The organism is Companilactobacillus crustorum JCM 15951 (assembly GCF_001434585.1).
GTDB classification, from domain to species: domain Bacteria; phylum Bacillota; class Bacilli; order Lactobacillales; family Lactobacillaceae; genus Companilactobacillus; species Companilactobacillus crustorum.
In genome coordinates this window covers 105,121-121,098 of the sequence record NZ_AZDB01000001.1, presented here as the reverse complement: position 1 = coordinate 121,098, position 15,978 = coordinate 105,121, and the positions used below count along the sequence as shown (strand labels likewise).

The following is a 15,978-nucleotide window of genomic DNA, read 5'->3' as shown; positions in this document are numbered from 1 at the left end:
AGCCATATAGGGATTTTTTTATGCAGAAGGAACTATATTCTGTTCCGCGTTTAACGACAAGATTTGAAATTCCAATCTAACTGCTGAAGATGTAGCATTTGGAAAGCGAATGTCCTCGCCAAGATTAATTTCCCAAAGTTGATCGGCAATTTTTAGATTATTATCAACAATTGTTTGCTGAAGAATCTTTAAGCCCTTATGGATATTTTTGGAAAAATCATTTTCATTGTTTTCTACATCAATAGCAATGTATTTTCCAGCTGGGCGGGTAATTGTGGTAATAAAGTCGTCTTCCATTGGTACAGAGGTGGCCTTTATCAGGCTAAAAACGGCATGGTCGTAATTCTTTGCCGAAAGTTTAGGCAATTCAGTAATAAAACCAGAACAATTGCCGTTAATACCAATGTAGCTATCAAGATGGTTGTAGAATTCAGAGAAGGCTTTGGCAATTTGTTGCGAAGAACAATCTTTCATATTGGTAGATTTCCAAAAGAAAGTTTCTTTGTTGATGTTTTCGTATGGCTGATAAAGATGGATTTTTTCACGATGACCGATATTATCTTGTCGTTGATCGAGGTATTTGTTGATTTTAACTAAATCAGCAATCTGATCATTGATTTTGCTACGTAATTCTAGTAGTAATTTGTCGGGTGAGTTTTTCTGATCGGCAGAACTGATTTGTTTAATCTCATCAATGGAAAGTCCTAATTTTCTTAAAGCCAAAATAAAGGATAATTCATAGATTTGATTATAATCGTAAAAGCGATAGCCTTCATCGTTGACCTCAGTAGGTTTAAAGAGACCGTTTTGATCATAAATAATTAAAGTGCGACGAGTTGTGTGAGCTAATTTAGCAAATTCACTAATTTTTAACAAAAAGATGCTCCCTTTTAGTTGACTGTGACATTGGGTTACAGTTTAACATGATTTTTGAAAAGAGGAGATAACAATATGATTACAATCGTTTATGCTCATCCTTGGGATGGTAGTTTTAATAACGCTATGTTGAAGGAAACTAAAAAAGTTTTAAATAATAATGGTCAAGAATACACCTTGATTGATTTGAATAAGGATAATTTTAATCCAGTCATGACTCAGAATGATTTATCGGTTTATGGTAAGAGTGGTTTTAAAGATCCTGTAGTCGATAAATATATTCAAATTTTGCAAAAGACTGAGAAAATTATTTTTATTTTTCCTATTTGGTGGATGGGAGCACCAGCAATTTTAAAAGGTTTCTTCGATAAAGTTTTTTTAACTAATAAAATTGTCAGTTTTGAAGGGAAAAAATTTACTAAAGTTGAAAAAGCTTTGTTATTAACGACTTCAGAATTTACAACGGAGAGATTGATTAAGGAATTAGATGATCCCATTAAAGTAGTTGAATATCCGATTAAATCTATGGGTGTATCGAAAATTAAATGGCATAATTTGGGAAATATTATTTTATCAGAGAAGCCTGAACGAGTTGAATTTTTGAAGCAAATTAATAATTTTGTGGAAGATTTAATTTAAATTTACCTAAAAAAACACCTAATGACTAAAAAGTTAAAAGTCATTAGGTGTTTTTGTGCTTGAAATATTTAAACTTAAGTAAAAACTTTTAAGCAGTTTGCTTTTCTATATTTGGTTCTTCTAAAATTTCTCCTAGAACTCGGTCAGCTACGATACCAATTTGTCCGGCATTACGGTTTTTAGGACAAACTTCTTCATAGGTATTAGTTGAATTTTTCATGACGATAATTCTATCGGCCATTCGAGCAGCTTCTTCAACATCGTGAGTAACGAGGATAGTTGTTAGATTTTGTTTCTGACAAATATCTAGGATTAAATCTTGCATTTTACGTCTAGTTAAGGCGTCTAAAGCACCTAATGGTTCGTCCAAAAGTAAGATTTGAGGATGACTCATTAAAGCTCGTGCTAAAGCAACACGTTGTTTTTGACCACCCGACAGTTGATTAGGAAATTGATCTGCGTAGTCGCCCAATTCTACCAATTCTAATAATTCCTGAGCATGCGCTTTAGTGTTTTTATCTTTTGAACCAAAAGATAAATTGTCTAAAACGGACATCCAGGGAAGTAGACGATCTTCTTGAAACATTACGCGCATTAATGATTTAGTGTGGTCTGATTCGATTGAAACTGAACCAGTGGTGGGCTGTTCTAAACCAGCAATGAGTCTCAAAAGGGTACTTTTACCACCACCGCTCATACCAACTAGGGCGATAAATTCTCCCTGGTTGATATCAAGATTAATATTTTGCAGAGCAGTTAAATTGTCATAAGTTTTATTAACATTTTTAATTTTTATCATTGAATTAGTATTCATTAAACATTACTCCTTCCAGTATTTTGCCAATCTAAGAGTAGGCTTTCAAAACTCTTGGCAACTAGGTCAGAAATTTTACCTAGGACGGCATATACAACAATACATAAAATGACGGTTTCCATATCGACAAAGTCTTCGGCATTATTTGCCATGTAGCCGATACCAGAACTAGCAGAAATTGTTTCAGCCACAATTAAGGTAGTCCACATAACTCCCAATGCGTAGCGAATACCGACTAAAATTTGTGGTAAAGCTGCTGGAAAAATTATTTTGAAAAATAATTGGCTTTTTGAAAGTTCATAGGATTTTCCCATTTCAATTAATTCAGGATCAACGGAACTGATACCATGAAAAGTATTGATATAAACAGGAAACATTGTTCCGATAGCTACTAGGGATATTTTTGCAGATTCATTGATACCTAGCCATAAAATAATTAAGGGAATAAGGGCTAAATGGGGGATATTACGAAACATTTGAATGGAGGAGTCGAATAGTAACCGACAAGTTTTAGACATTCCGTTGATAAATCCGAGGATAAAACCAACGCTTCCGCCAATCAATAGTCCAACAGTAGCTCGATAGAGACTGATACTAAGATTTTTAGGCAATTCGCCTGACTGAGTTAATTTGATTCCATCTTGTAGAACAGCCATTGGGGATGGTAAGACTGAACTCGAAAGCCATCCTAGAGAACTGCTAACTTGCCAACCCAGAATTAAAATTATCGGAATCAGAAACGGCAAGATCTTATCAATGGGAAGTTTCAATCGTTTCTGATTAGAAACTGCTATATTAACAGGTTTTTGCATCTGTTAAGCCTCCTTGAATTGTTGAGTCACTTCTTGAGCTAGAAGTGTGCGTTGAATCTTACCAGTGGCATTTTTGGGCAACTGAGTACTAAAAATATACTTGGTAGGACGTTCAACTGGTAGTAATTGCTCATTTGCTAATTCATTCAACAATTCCAATTGATTTTTATGATCATGACTGAGTTTCTTGGGAACGATAACGGCGGTGACAGTTTCACCGTAGATTAAATCAGGCGTACCAATAACGGCAATCTCACGGATAAATTTCAAATTATTTAGACAATCTTCTACGGCTAAAGGATTAACATTTTCGCCACCTTTGATAATCATTTCTTTAATTCTGCCAGTTATATGTAGATAACCTTGGTCATTAATTGAGCCTAAGTCGCCCGTTAAGAGCCAACCATCATGAAATGACTCAGGCTGCGGATCAAGATAATGGGTAATGACATTTTCACCCTTTAAAGCAATTTCTCCGACCTTATTAGGACCCAATTCGTGATAATTCGTGTCCAAAATTTTTATTTGAACGCCAGTAACTTTACCCACAGTATTTTGAAGAGGAGCATTTAAAGGATTTTGAGCAATTTGGCTGGCAGCTTCGCTCATACCATAACTTTCAATTAGAGGAACGGCGAATCGGCGACTAAATTCTTTGTGGATACTTGGTAAGAGAGGGGCTGAAGCAGTCCGGAGAAATCGTAGACCATTATCAGTTGGCTGCTCCTGTCTTTGAAGCAGGATAGTAACAATAGCTGGCGTCAGTGAAACCCAAGTTACCATTTCACTACTGACCTCTTTCCAAAAGAGATGAGCACTAAATTTGGGCCGGAAAAGAATTTGTCCATGTGATAAGCGAGTGGCTAAGTTGGAGATGACCATTGCATTAATGTGAAACATAGGCATTAGGATAAGCGTGCGGTCTTGATCAGTTAATTCTTCACTGTCAATGACATTAAAAGCTCCAGTTAACAGTTGACGATGAGTTAAGCCAACTCGCTTAGGCTTTCCAGTAGTACCTGAAGTGTGCATGATAAGTGCAATGTGATCTTCAGTTGGACTATCAGTTAAATGAGCGATATGTTTGTTACGAATATAAACTTGAACTTCATTTTCATGAAGTGTAGTTAATCGAGGCTGATTAATAAAAGTTTCATTTAAAGATTCTAGTGAGTTGATATCTGAGTTTAAAATAATAGCTGAATAATGATACTATTCGTCCAATTCACTAATTTGAATTTCATTAACTTCAGGATTGATAGGCTGCACGATGCTGCCGATATCCCAGAGACTTTGGGTGACTAAAGAGTAAGTAACGGAATTAGTAATTCCTACTAAAACAATATCGTTATGGCCAATGCCTTTATTTTTCCAATAGTTTTTCCAAACATTTTCTTCTAAGTTAAGTTCACTGCCGGTGTACCAGTGTTGATTTGCGTCTTGCATCAAAGGACGAGTAGCGCCAGCAATTAGTTGTTGTTTTAATCTTTCTGTAAGTTCTGACATATTTATTACCTTGCAAATTGATATTTCTAATTTGCATTGTCCTTTCGATTGAATAACCATAGTTTACAAGGATTGGGTTTTAGTAACTACAGAGTTTTGATAAGGTTTATATAAGAAATTCTTAGAAGAGACAAAAATCATGGGTATTGAAGGATGTCATCTTCCACTGCGCTAGGAATGGTCTGGAACGTAGTGGGCGAACTTGGAGCCTTTTGGCAACGCCAACAGTCTTCAAGCTCCACCTTTATCTAAGTGTGTGCCACACTAAGATAAATATCACTACTGAGACCATCCTAGCTCCGTTCCAGATTAGTTTATTAACCTTAAACTTGCGGCTATCCTTTATTTCTTTTAATTTCAAATTCTACAAAAAAATACCTAATGACTAAAAAGGTTTATAGTCATTAGGTATTTTGCATTTAAAATGAAAAAACATATAACAGTAACACTGTTCCAGCCAAATTTCAATTTTTGTGGAAGGCGGGATACTTATACTTTAACCAAACTTAGGTATGAGATAATTCTTGGAAGGTAACTTTAAAAATAGTTCCTTTAGGGATGTTATCTAAAACTTCAATTTCACCGTTATTTAACTTTACTAATTGGGAAACGATGGATAGTCCCAAACCGCTGCCTTTAATCTCAGTTGAATGAGAAGTATCAACTCGATAAAAACGTTGAAAAATTAATTGTTTCTTGTCGTCGGGAATCCCGATACCAAGATCTTTAATGGCTAAGCTTATTTTATCAGCTGATTTTTCCAATGCTAAAGTTATTGGCATGTCAGTCGGTGAATATTTGTTGGCATTATCAAGCAGTGCGACAATAATTTGTTTTAAAGTATCTGAGTTTCCAGAGATATGTAAATCGGGTGTAATTTGAAGCTTTAATTTGTGATTGATAGTTTTTTGATATTGCTGCCCAATTTGTTGAGAGATCGTTGATAAATTAACTTTCTCTAAAACAAATTCGGCTCGATCGGCTCGTGATAAATGTAGAAGATTGGTAATAAGGTTTTGCATGCGTAAAGATTCCTCATCGATAAAGCCAAGTGATTCGGGAATAACATCAGGATGTTTGTCGCCGTGGCGTTTGATGAGCTTAATATTGCCTCGGATTGCGGCAATGGGGGTTTTTAATTCATGTGAAGCATTGGAAACAAAGTCCTTTTCATGTTGCAAACGTTGATTCTGAGTTTTTAGTAACTCATTGAAAGCCTGACCTAGTTCTTTGATTTCTTGGGGATTGGAAGGAACTTGTAAGGTAGGTTGATCAACTTCAGGGTCTTGAGTAGTTTTGTGAATTTCTTTGACCAATTCAATTGTAGGGGCACTTAATTTAGCAGCTAGTTGTTGGGCCCACCAAGTTCCAAATCCTAGGGTAACAAAAACAATAATACTAATAATAATCAACAATAATATTAAGCTATTGATTAGGCGATTCAGACTGGTCCAGAGTTGATAGTTGGTATCGGAATCTTTTTTTGTGTAAAAAAGAAACAGACCAAATCCTTTAACGTAGACGATATGCTGTCCAGGAAGGATAATAAATTTCTTTTGGTTAATAAACTTTTTAGATGTGGAAGTAGTCATTATTTCTTGTCCGGTTCGGCTTGAAGTTGCGGTGATGGAAGACTTTTTGGTCTTAACCCGGATAACGGTGCTTTGTTTAGTGTGACGATTATTTTGGTTGCTCCATTGAATAAATCCGGGAATATCGTCAATATTAGAGCGGTAAAGACTCATCATTTGACCGTTAGCTTCATGAACAGTTTGAGCGTATTGCTGAACTCCAACAACAATTAGGATTAAAGCACTAATCGATAAAGTAATAATTATGACTAGTTTGCGAATAGCATTATTTATCAATTCTTGGTAGGAAGATGATTGTTTTCTTATCATGCTGTCACGTCCTCAAGCGAATAGCCAACGCCTCGAATAGTCTGAATTAAAGGCTTATTTTTTTTACCATCAACTTTATTACGCAAGTATCCTACGTATACGTCAACGACATTTTGTTGACCTAAAAAGTCTTCGCCCCAAACATTATCGAGCAGTTCATCACGAGTGAAAACTTTACCAGTATGTTGCAAGAAAAAAAGCAGCAGATCATATTCACGACGAGTTAGTTGAACGTTTTGGGAATTGCGAGTTACTTGGTGTGATTTAGTATCTAAAACTAAGTCAGCTACTTGATAAGTTTGATCAGGTTCAGTGATGTGTTCCATTCGACGTTTTATGACACGGACACGGGCCAGCAACTCTTCAATTTCAAAGGGTTTGGTGATGTAATCGTCAGCGCCATTATCTAATCCCGCCACTTTATCGCCAACATAATCACGTGCAGTCATAACGATAACTGGTACTTGGTCATGCTTTCTGATTCGACGTAGTACCTCCATGCCATCTAATTTTGGCAACATCCAATCTAAAAGAATTAGCAGTAAGTCATTTTGATTTTTTTCGTAAAGATCTAAGGCTTGGGCACCATCATCAGCTATGACAACTTTAAAATCTTCAAATTGTAATTCTTTACTGACATAACTAGAAAGACTACGTTCATCTTCCACAACTAAAATTGTATTTTTCATTATATAAAATCTCCAAATGTATTAAGTTTGATTTGTTAAATTCAACTAAAATAATCATATACTCAAAATATGAAAAATTTGTTATGAAATTGTCAATTTGTATAGATGTCCTTGGCAAATGTGATTAAACAGGCAATGTGCAGAAATAGTTCGTTTTGAAAAATTGATTTAAAAATGAAGACTACTATGATGGGTATTAAATATCGCAAAGGGGATGTTAGAATGCATTCCAAATTTATGGAAAATGAATTTATCAAACAAATTCCTATTCTAATAGGATTAGGAATGTTTTCTTTGTTAACGTCTATTTCTGGTTCGAGCACTAATTTAGCTTTGCCAAAAATATCCGAAGATCTCAAGATAACTAATGGCCAGTCGACATGGATAATTCAGATTGGATTAATAGTTTCGGCTATTACTTTCGTGTTGTTTGGTCGTCTAGGTGATTCTATTTCAAAAACTTTTATTTTTACGAATGGCGGTATAATTTTTCTTGTGGGAAGCTTGATTACGGGTATGGCGCTGGATTTTCCAATAATTATGCTCGGCAGGGCTATTCAATCGCTGGGAGTAGCGATGATTATGGCTAATTCTTTGGGAATCGTCAGTCAATATTTCTCTAATGAGACCCGTGGGGAAGCGTTAGCTATCATTTCAATGTTTATTTCTATTGGAGCAATTTCTGGTCCGGCTCTGGGAGGAATCATCTTGTCGTTTACTTCCTGGCGCTGGATTTACTTGTTTAATATTCCATTGGGAATTATTATCATCTTTTTTAGTAGAAAACAATTAGCAGTACCCAAGGTCCCTTTAAAAACTCTTTCAAATGAGATAAAAAGTATTAATTGGTTTGGTGAATTAACGTTTGCTGTTGGTTTAACATTGTTTTTTTTAAGCGGTGTTTATTTTCAAAAAGGTTTAAATTTTTTTGTTGTGGGTTTAACTTTTCTCATCATTGGGACAGTTATAGCCTTCGCAGCTTTTTTTCAGGATCGAAAATTTCACGATTCACTAATTTCTAATGAATTAGTAAAGAATGCTGATTATTTATTGTCGATTTCTATCTTGTTAGTAGTGATGTTGGTCAATTCAATGTCTAATATTTTGCTGCCATTTTATTTACAGAGCTATGGTGGCATCTCACCTTTTGTCAGTGGCCTATTATTAATGGTTCAATCATTAACCATGTTAATTATTAGTCCAATTTCTGGTTATATATCTGATCATTGGAATCGCTATGATTTAACAATTATAGGTTTGCTGGTACTTTTGATTTCACAGGTAGGCTACGTCATGTATCCTAGAAATATTAATCTGTTAATTGTTTCAATTCCAATAATAGTCAATGGAATCCGTCTGGGATTATTTTTGTCGCCTAATAATGCTATTATTATGGGCGTAGTGGATGAAAGCTTATCTGGAGTGGCAGGATCATTAACTTCATTTGCTCGTACTTTGGGAGTCACTATAGGGATTAGTTTTTCATCAATTCTATTATTTGTTCAGTTGCCGCATGTGCAAAGAATAACTCCAGCTTTAGGACAAAAATTTATGAATGCCTTTGTGAGTGTGTTTGTAGTCGCCACGGTTATTTCAGCAGTAGTATTGGTCGCTGTTATTTTTAGAAGAATACAAAATAAAAATGCGATTTAATTAGTAATTATTACTAATTATGTTACACTACTGAATGATAAGAGTAGAAGGGTGATTTACTTGGAAAAAGCAATTGAAATACTAAAAAATAACAAATATAAAGTTACTAAACAACGAACTGATCTAATTGATTATTTAGAGAAATTCACATTACGTTATGTTTCAATAAATCAAATAACTGATTACATGCACACCCTCTATCCGGGGATGAGCAATAATACAATATATCGTAATTTAAAAGAATTCTCTGATATTGGTTTGGTAGAGTACCAGGAAAAAGATAAGACTTTGGTAAAGTATCAATGCGATTTTCAGCATCGCCATCATCACCATTTTGTTTGTACCAATTGTGGTAAAGTGACTGAGATTAAGTCATGTCCAATTGAGTACTTTACTGATCAATTACCAGGGTACACCGTTCAAGGACATGCAATTGAAGTTTATGGATTGTGCGCTGACTGTACCAAAAAGCTGACTATGTAAGATGTGACTGTTGCATGATTTTTCATTTCAAATATTAAAACAAAAACACTTAATGACTTTTGGATTTTTAGTCATTAAGTGTTTTTACGTTTAACTTAAAAATTGATTCATTTTAGCGGGTTTAAAGCCATCTTTTAATGAGATAGTTTCCAATTTTTATAACTTAGGCCAAGAAAATAGGCTATTACTTCAAATGCGGCTATAAAGAAAGTAACTGGCCAATTGGTTATAAAGGCTAGGTACAATCCTAACCAGACTCCGGCAAGTGACAATCCTACTGATACCATAATTAATTTTGGCATTGAATGAACTAAATATTTTGCAGTAGCTCCGGGTAAAGTTAGCAAGACAAAGACTAATAAGGAACCTACGATCTGAGCACCAATGCTGACACTCAAAGCCAAAGTTATTAGAAAGACTATCGAAAGAAGTCGTGTTTTGAGACCAGCTGCTTGAGCACCAATGTGATCAAAGGAATCAAAAGATAATGGTTTATAAAAAATTATAAATATAAAAATTACAAAAATTGCCAAAATCAATAGTTGATGAACTTCTTTGGCACTGATTCCTACAATACTTCCGAACAAAATGTTGGTAGCGTAGCTACTTGATTCTGATGAAAGAGATAAAAAGAGGATTCCCAAACCAATAAATAGGGAAGAGATAGCACTAATAGAGGCTTCACGTCGGGAGGATTCAGTACTCAAACTACCAACGGCAACAGAGCTGACTAGTGTGAAAATAATCATACCAGCTAAAGGAGAGATACCAATTAGAATACCGAATGAGGCTCCGGCAAAGCCAATTTCTGAGAGAGTATGAGATAAAAATGACATATTTCTAGAAACTACAAAGACGCCAACCAGGCCAGCAGTTATGGCAATAAAGGTACTGGCAATAAAGGCTTGACGCATAAATTCATATCCAAACATATTTAGCCCTCCCTTTCAAACATATTTTCGGAAATATCGTTGATACTTAGTTGCTCAATAGTTTTGTCTTTAAAAAGCAGGGCTCGCTGAGTATACTTTTTAGTTAATTCGTAGTCATGGGTAATAAAAATAACGGTCAAATTGTATTTTTGATTTAGCTGTTGGACTAAATCCATTAATTGCATCTTAACTTTGATATCTAAACTAGCAGTTGATTCATCCAAAATTAAAACCTGTGGATCATTGAGTAAGGCCTGTGCTAAATAGGCTTTTTGTTTCTCACCACCAGATGATAGCCCTAAGGGACGGTCCTTTAATTGGGTTAATCCTGTTTTTTCTAAAATATTTTCGATTTGAACATTTTCCAAACGGCGTTTAGCTGGAGAAAAGCTAAATTTTAAATTTAAACGAATAAATTGTTCGATGCTAAGAGGATAATCTAGATCAATATTTCGGAATTGAGGAACATAACCGATTTTTTCCTTCCTATTAAGTAATAATTTTCCACTCGTTTTTTTCTCCAGACCCATAAGTATTTTAACCAGGGTAGTTTTACCAGAACCATTAGGTCCAATCAAACTAATAAAATCGCCATCATTTATTTTGAAATTTAAATCTTGAAAAACTAATTGATTACCGAAACGTTTAGTTAGATTCTGTGCTTCAATCAAAATTATTCCTCACTTTTTAAAATTTTATTCATGGCTTGATATTGTGATAACATCCATTCTTTGTAGGTTTTGCCTTCGGGCAAAGTTTCAGTAACTTTAAGGATAGGAATGTTTTTCTTTTCTGCCAACGAGACTAGGTTATTTATAACTTTATTATTGGTTTGGGTATTATGTACAAAGAAGGCAATCTGCTTATTGTTAATTGCTTGATGCATTTTTTTGATTGTAGCAGGGGTTGGATCAGTTCCATTTTCGATAGCTTTTTCAAAATTTTTATCAGTAACTTTGAAGCCAGTTGCCGCAATAGCGTAGTCGAAAACAGGTTCACTTACATAAACATTTTTGTTGGGTACTTTTTGAGCTAAAGTTTTTAGTTGTGATAATTCTTTTTGAATGGGTTTGAGCGAAGCAATATATTCTTGAGCATTTTGTTCAAAGTAGGCTTTATTTTTAGGATATTTGTTTCCTAATTGATCAGCTAAATATTTGGCGTAACGAGGCATAGTTTCCGGATTGTACCAGATGTGAGGATTGTTACCGGTCTTTTTATGCATGACGTCCTCACCAATCTTAATATAGGAGTTGCTCTGCTTATTTAATTTATTCATCCATGTATCATAGCCTAGTCCATTAGCAACAGTAATATCTGCAGCGCTAACTGTTTTGGCAGTTTTGGTCGTTGGCTCATAATCGTGAGGGTCAACCGCAGCATTGTTAATAATCGAATTAACAGTTCCCTTGTCTCCAACAACTGCCTTAGATGCTTCGGCATAAAAGTTAGTTGTCGTGACAATTTTGATTTTTTGTGAAGAGTTATTAACTTTTTTGTTAGAACATCCAGATAAAATAATTAAAATTATAGATAAACTTAGAATGATTCCTAAAAACTTATATTTCTTAAACAATGTTTTTTTCTCCTTAATGATAAATATTACTGTTTAACTTTAAACCAAATGCTTTTAAAAGTAAATAGTATAATTTACTATTTAATAATGAGAAAAAACAAATGGCAAATTTGGAGAATGATAAAGGACAAAAAAATACCAGTGGAGTAGTCACCTTGATAGCGACTCCACTGGTATTTTTAGTGTCTAATAGTTAAATGTACTTTATTCTTGTACTTGAGATGCCAATTCAAGAATATTTTGTTTAATGTCATCTCTGACGTCACGATAGGAATCCATAATTTCAGATTCAGTGCCATTAGCTAACGAAGGATCATTGATGGACCAATGCAGCCATCGGATATTTGCTGGCATTGTGGTCTTATCACGTGCTTCGCCACTAAGTGTGACGACAAGTGTAGCTTTTTTGAGAGAAGTTTCATTAATTTTTTTGGATTTTTGTTGGGAAATATCGATATTATCTTCAGACATAACTGCGATAGCTCTAGCGTCCATGTCTTTAGCACGAATACCAGCACTTTGAACGTTCCAGTGTGGCAAGTACTTTTTTGCGAATCCTTCAGCCATTTGACCACGGCATGAGTTGTCGCTGCATAAAAAGTAAATGTTATTAGCCATTATTTTTAATTCCTAGTTTGATTTGACATTCAGGACAGAGGCCATAGACTTCCATGTGGTTGCCAGAAATCATATAGCCAGATATTTCTGCGGTTTTTTGCTCAAGCCCTTTTTCAGTTTCGCTGAATCCAGGATAGGTAACATCGACAATTCGTCCGCAATTGGTACAAATAGCATGATAGTGAGGAGATCCAAAGTAGTCATAGTGAGTACTGCCGTCACCATTTTGAAGCTCCACTACTAGATGATGATCAACAAATGTATTTAAAGTGTTATAGATTGTTGAAGCACCGATATTTGGTAGTTCTTTGCTTAAAGCATCACGGATAATTTCCACAGTGGGATGGTTATGATGACTAACTAAATAAGCCAAGATAATGTGACGCTGTGGGGTAACTCTGAGTTTGTGATCCTTTAAAACCTGTAGTGTTTCTTCCATTACAGCATTACTAGCCATGAGTAATCTTCCTTTCCACTTTAGAATCATTACAAGTTAATTATATTACTTACCACATGATATTTTCAAATAATCCTTCTTTTTCGTGAAACCGATTACTAGTTTACTTTTTATAATCGTGGGGTTATTATGTATTCGATAGCAAGTAAGAACCATTCCGATGTAGAAAAAATAAGGAGTGAGTAATCATGCCCAAGGAAAAGAAAGAAAGAAGTTTAGCTGAAAAAATTAATGTTATGCGTGCAAGTGTCATGGGAGCAAATGATGGGATTGTTTCCGTTGCCGGAATTGTTGTCGGTGTTGCTAGTGCACAAGCTAATACTCATGCAATATTTTTATCAGGAATTGCCGGTATGTTAGCTGGAACCATTTCGATGGCGATGGGTGAATGGGTATCTGTAAGTACTCAACGGGATACTGAAAAAAGAGCTCTAGAAAAAGAATCTACAGCCTTAGATGTAAATTATGATGGCGAATTCAATTTTATTCGTGATAAATACCAAGCAACTGGTATTTCTAACGAATTGGCTACTCAAGCTACTCAAGAAATGTTGAGCGATGATCCAATTGATGTGGCAGTTCGTGAAAGATACGGCTTTAATCCTAAAGAAAAAACTAGTGCAATTGCGGCTGCTTTGGCATCAATGATTTCATTTCCTACAGGATCAATTTTGCCATTAGTTTCTATTACAATGTTTCCTCAAGATATTAAAATGATTGCGACAGTGATTGCGGTTATTATTGCATTATCTATTACCGGTTATGTTGCTGCAGCTCTTGGTGGAGCTAATAAATTTAAAGCAGTAATCAGAAATGTAGTTTCAGGATTGTTGACAATGTTAGTAACATACGCAATTGGTTCACTATTTGCACATTAGTAAGGAGAAAGAATGATGAAAACGATGACGATATCTAAACCAAAGAAACAAAAGAAGACAATGGCAGAACGTTCTAATACCTTACGTGCTGGTGTGTTAGGATCAAATGACGGAATTTTAACCGTTGTTGGAGTTCTGTTTTCCGTTGCTGTTGCAACAACGAACCAATTTACAATTTTTATTGCAGGCCTTTCTGACCTATTAGCATGTGCGTTTTCAATGGCATCTGGTGAGTATGCCTCAGTTAGTTCACAAAAAGATACCGAACGAGCTGCCATTGAAAGTGAACGTGAATTATTGAAGACTAATTATCAAGATGAATTGGACGTAGTAGCCGATTATTACATTGAACGTGGGGTTACTCAGAATACAGCTGATAAAATTGCTAAAGAATTGATGACTAAAGATGCTTTAGGAACTATTGTGAGGGTTAAATATGATTTGGAATTAGGACATTATATGAGCCCATGGGATGCAGCATTTTCATCATTAGTGTCAGCAGCCTCGGGTGGTATTTTTCCTTTAGTCGCAATGACCTTTTTGCCAGTTTCTATTCAGTGGCCAGGAACAATTTTAGCTGTCACATTATCTGTAGCTTTAACAGGATACTTGAGTGCTAAATTAGGCGATGGACTAGTTAAAACAGCTGTTATTAGAAATATTATTGTTGGTATAATTACGATGGCAATTCACTATTCTGTAGGTTTGATGCTTTAAAAATAAAAAATCTTCAACGATTGAAATTTTAGGTTCTTATTCGCGTGAGTATACTAACTGATGTGGTTGAAATATGCCATCGTCCGCAAAAAATCTGTGGGCCACTGGAACGTGGTGGACACGACTTAGAGCTAATAATTCTACACTTCGTGTATAATTATTAGCTCTAAGCTCGGTCTTCTACTAACCTTGTTTCGCAAGCTAAGTAGAATATCACCACTGAGGGCCCACAGATTTTTTGCTACCGATTAAGTCCTTGGCTATAATATTATTGAACAAATTTGCAGTGTATCGGAATTTTTATCTCTATATATTAAATAGAAATTTTAAATTAAAAAAGCGGCCGCTATTAGGTATTCCAGACATACATTTATGCTTGGATTTCTTAACAGTGACCGTTTTTTATATGCTATTTAAATTTTACAATAATTAATGAATAAAGTAGGAGTCAGTCCGGAGCAAAAATTGGGAATGCGTTCAGCTATGAAATCATTGTTACCGGCTTTGCCGGTTACAATGAGGCCGAGTTTGGAAATCCATTATTTTGCACGAAGTGTAAAATAATTAGTTTCGAACCGGCCCATAGCGTTCCAACAGCATTCCCATTTTTTGTGGAGGACGGGAATTTAAAATACTCACACCAAACTTGAGAAAGCTTATTTAGTTTTTAACATTAAATCTAGAGATTTTTGAAGATCAGCTAATTGCTTTTCATCTTGACAGTTAGAGTTGCGTCGAATGTTTTGAGCAATTACTAGTTTCATTGCTTTGTCGACACTGGATTTAACGGCCGACAATTGCATTAAGACTTGGTCACAAGGTTTCCCTTCATCCATCATTCTAAGAACGGCTTCGAGCTGCCCCCGAGAACGTTTTAAACGACTGGTGATTTTTTTACTGGCTATTTCTTCGGGTGTCTGCGACATAATTAACCTCCTAGAACTGATTTATTGTTTTAATTATACCTATGTGGGTACCGGGTAGCAAATAATTGATTTTTTTAGTTAGAAAATACTGATAAAACAAAATATTTGCTTATTTTTACCCTAGGGGGTATATTTATTGACATAGTAATGAGAAGGAGATTGAATGATGGCTAATATTACAGAATTAACAGATAAGACATTCAATGACGAAACAAGTAAGGGTCTGGTGATAACAGATTTTAATGCCGATTGGTGTCCACCATGTAAAATGATGAATCCAATTTTGGAGAAGCTATCTTCAACAGATGAACTAGGCGATAAGATCAAGTTTACTTCTATGAATGTAGATCATAATCCTGAAACCCCAAATAATTTTGGTATTCAAGGTATTCCAACTTTTCTAATCAAGAAGGATGGCAATATCGTAGGACGTTTAGTCGGATACCAACCAGAGGAAAAGTTCCGCTTAGCATTAGAGAAGTTTATGTAAGATGATTTAAA

Annotated in this window: 19 protein-coding genes; 6 read left to right on the top strand and 13 right to left on the bottom strand. The window is 35.1% G+C overall.

All coding sequences use genetic code 11. The features are described from left to right. Nucleotides 1-18: 18 nt before the first annotated feature. Nucleotides 19-876, bottom strand: coding sequence for a MerR family transcriptional regulator (locus FD26_RS10825; RefSeq protein ID WP_082596201.1), 858 nt, complete (start codon nt 874-876; stop codon nt 19-21). A 75-nt stretch (nt 877-951) separates the two neighbouring features. Here FD26_RS10825 and FD26_RS00545 point away from each other — a divergent pair, with 75 nt between their 5' ends. Next, the gene (locus FD26_RS00545) at nt 952-1,515 is read left to right on the top strand and encodes an NAD(P)H-dependent oxidoreductase (protein ID WP_057866498.1); all 564 of its coding nucleotides are present in this window, start codon (nt 952-954) and stop codon (nt 1,513-1,515) included. Nucleotides 1,516-1,603: 88 nt separating this feature from the next. Here FD26_RS00545 and FD26_RS00540 read toward each other — a convergent pair whose 3' ends face one another. From FD26_RS00540 to FD26_RS00520, 6 genes are all read right to left on the bottom strand, one after another. Beyond that, complete coding sequence (locus tag FD26_RS00540) at nt 1,604-2,329, bottom strand: ABC transporter ATP-binding protein (RefSeq protein ID WP_186809299.1); 726 nt, start codon at nt 2,327-2,329, stop codon at nt 1,604-1,606. Beyond that, nucleotides 2,329-3,141 carry an ABC transporter permease subunit gene (locus FD26_RS00535; RefSeq protein ID WP_057866497.1) on the bottom strand — a complete coding sequence of 271 codons (813 nt, stop codon included), beginning with the start codon at nt 3,139-3,141 and terminating at the stop codon, nt 2,329-2,331. The genes FD26_RS00540 and FD26_RS00535 overlap by 1 nt, the downstream gene beginning before the upstream one ends. A 3-nt stretch (nt 3,142-3,144) precedes the next feature. Beyond that, nucleotides 3,145-4,221 carry an AMP-binding protein gene (locus FD26_RS00530; protein ID WP_261766210.1) on the bottom strand — a complete coding sequence of 359 codons (1,077 nt, stop codon included), beginning with the start codon at nt 4,219-4,221 and terminating at the stop codon, nt 3,145-3,147. A 132-nt stretch (nt 4,222-4,353) separates the two neighbouring features. Further along, complete coding sequence (locus FD26_RS11220; protein ID WP_235525250.1) at nt 4,354-4,647, bottom strand: hypothetical protein; 294 nt, start codon at nt 4,645-4,647, stop codon at nt 4,354-4,356. A 506-nt stretch (nt 4,648-5,153) separates the two neighbouring features. Further along, entirely contained in the window at nt 5,154-6,548 is a 1,395-nt protein-coding gene (locus FD26_RS00525) for a sensor histidine kinase (RefSeq protein ID WP_057866496.1), read from the bottom strand. Next, nucleotides 6,545-7,237 (bottom strand): response regulator transcription factor, encoded by a 693-nt coding sequence (locus FD26_RS00520; RefSeq protein ID WP_057866495.1) that lies wholly within the window; start codon nt 7,235-7,237, stop codon nt 6,545-6,547. Before FD26_RS00520 ends, FD26_RS00525 begins: the two co-directional genes overlap by 4 nt. A 222-nt stretch (nt 7,238-7,459) precedes the next feature. On the opposite strand from FD26_RS00520, the gene FD26_RS00515 reads away from it, so the two are divergent. Further along, complete coding sequence (locus FD26_RS00515; RefSeq protein WP_235526709.1) at nt 7,460-8,890, top strand: MFS transporter; 1,431 nt, start codon at nt 7,460-7,462, stop codon at nt 8,888-8,890. A gap of 60 nt (nt 8,891-8,950) precedes the next feature. Then, nucleotides 8,951-9,373, top strand: coding sequence for a Fur family transcriptional regulator (locus tag FD26_RS00510; RefSeq protein WP_057866494.1), 423 nt, complete (start codon nt 8,951-8,953; stop codon nt 9,371-9,373). Between the two features lie 134 nt (nt 9,374-9,507). Here FD26_RS00510 and FD26_RS00505 read toward each other — a convergent pair whose 3' ends face one another. The 5 genes from FD26_RS00505 to FD26_RS00485 form a co-directional block, all read right to left on the bottom strand. After that, complete coding sequence (locus FD26_RS00505; RefSeq protein WP_057866493.1) at nt 9,508-10,305, bottom strand: metal ABC transporter permease; 798 nt, start codon at nt 10,303-10,305, stop codon at nt 9,508-9,510. Between the two features lie 2 nt (nt 10,306-10,307). Continuing rightward, entirely contained in the window at nt 10,308-10,976 is a 669-nt protein-coding gene (locus FD26_RS00500; RefSeq protein WP_057866492.1) for an ATP-binding cassette domain-containing protein, read from the bottom strand. A gap of 2 nt (nt 10,977-10,978) precedes the next feature. Beyond that, entirely contained in the window at nt 10,979-11,881 is a 903-nt protein-coding gene (locus FD26_RS00495; RefSeq protein ID WP_057866491.1) for a metal ABC transporter solute-binding protein, Zn/Mn family, read from the bottom strand. 204 nt (nt 11,882-12,085) lie between these two features. Then, the gene (locus FD26_RS00490; RefSeq protein WP_057866490.1) at nt 12,086-12,499 is read right to left on the bottom strand and encodes an arsenate reductase/protein-tyrosine-phosphatase family protein; all 414 of its coding nucleotides are present in this window, start codon (nt 12,497-12,499) and stop codon (nt 12,086-12,088) included. Then, nucleotides 12,492-12,956 (bottom strand): Fur family transcriptional regulator, encoded by a 465-nt coding sequence (locus tag FD26_RS00485; protein ID WP_057866489.1) that lies wholly within the window; start codon nt 12,954-12,956, stop codon nt 12,492-12,494. Before FD26_RS00485 ends, FD26_RS00490 begins: the two co-directional genes overlap by 8 nt. 188 nt (nt 12,957-13,144) lie before the next feature. On the opposite strand from FD26_RS00485, the gene FD26_RS00480 reads away from it, so the two are divergent. Then, a complete protein-coding gene (locus FD26_RS00480) occupies nt 13,145-13,834 on the top strand; it encodes a VIT1/CCC1 transporter family protein (RefSeq protein WP_057866488.1) in 690 nt (229 codons plus the stop codon). A gap of 12 nt (nt 13,835-13,846) precedes the next feature. Next, nucleotides 13,847-14,551, top strand: a complete 705-nt coding sequence (locus FD26_RS00475; RefSeq protein ID WP_371862040.1) for a VIT1/CCC1 transporter family protein — start codon at nt 13,847-13,849, stop codon at nt 14,549-14,551. Between the two features lie 656 nt (nt 14,552-15,207). Here the strand turns inward: FD26_RS00475 and FD26_RS00470 are convergent. Beyond that, nucleotides 15,208-15,477 carry a metal-sensing transcriptional repressor gene (locus FD26_RS00470; protein WP_057866486.1) on the bottom strand — a complete coding sequence of 90 codons (270 nt, stop codon included), beginning with the start codon at nt 15,475-15,477 and terminating at the stop codon, nt 15,208-15,210. 166 nt (nt 15,478-15,643) lie between these two features. On the opposite strand from FD26_RS00470, the gene FD26_RS00465 reads away from it, so the two are divergent. Next, nucleotides 15,644-15,967, top strand: a complete 324-nt coding sequence (locus FD26_RS00465; protein WP_057866485.1) for a thioredoxin family protein — start codon at nt 15,644-15,646, stop codon at nt 15,965-15,967. Nucleotides 15,968-15,978 lie beyond the last annotated feature (11 nt).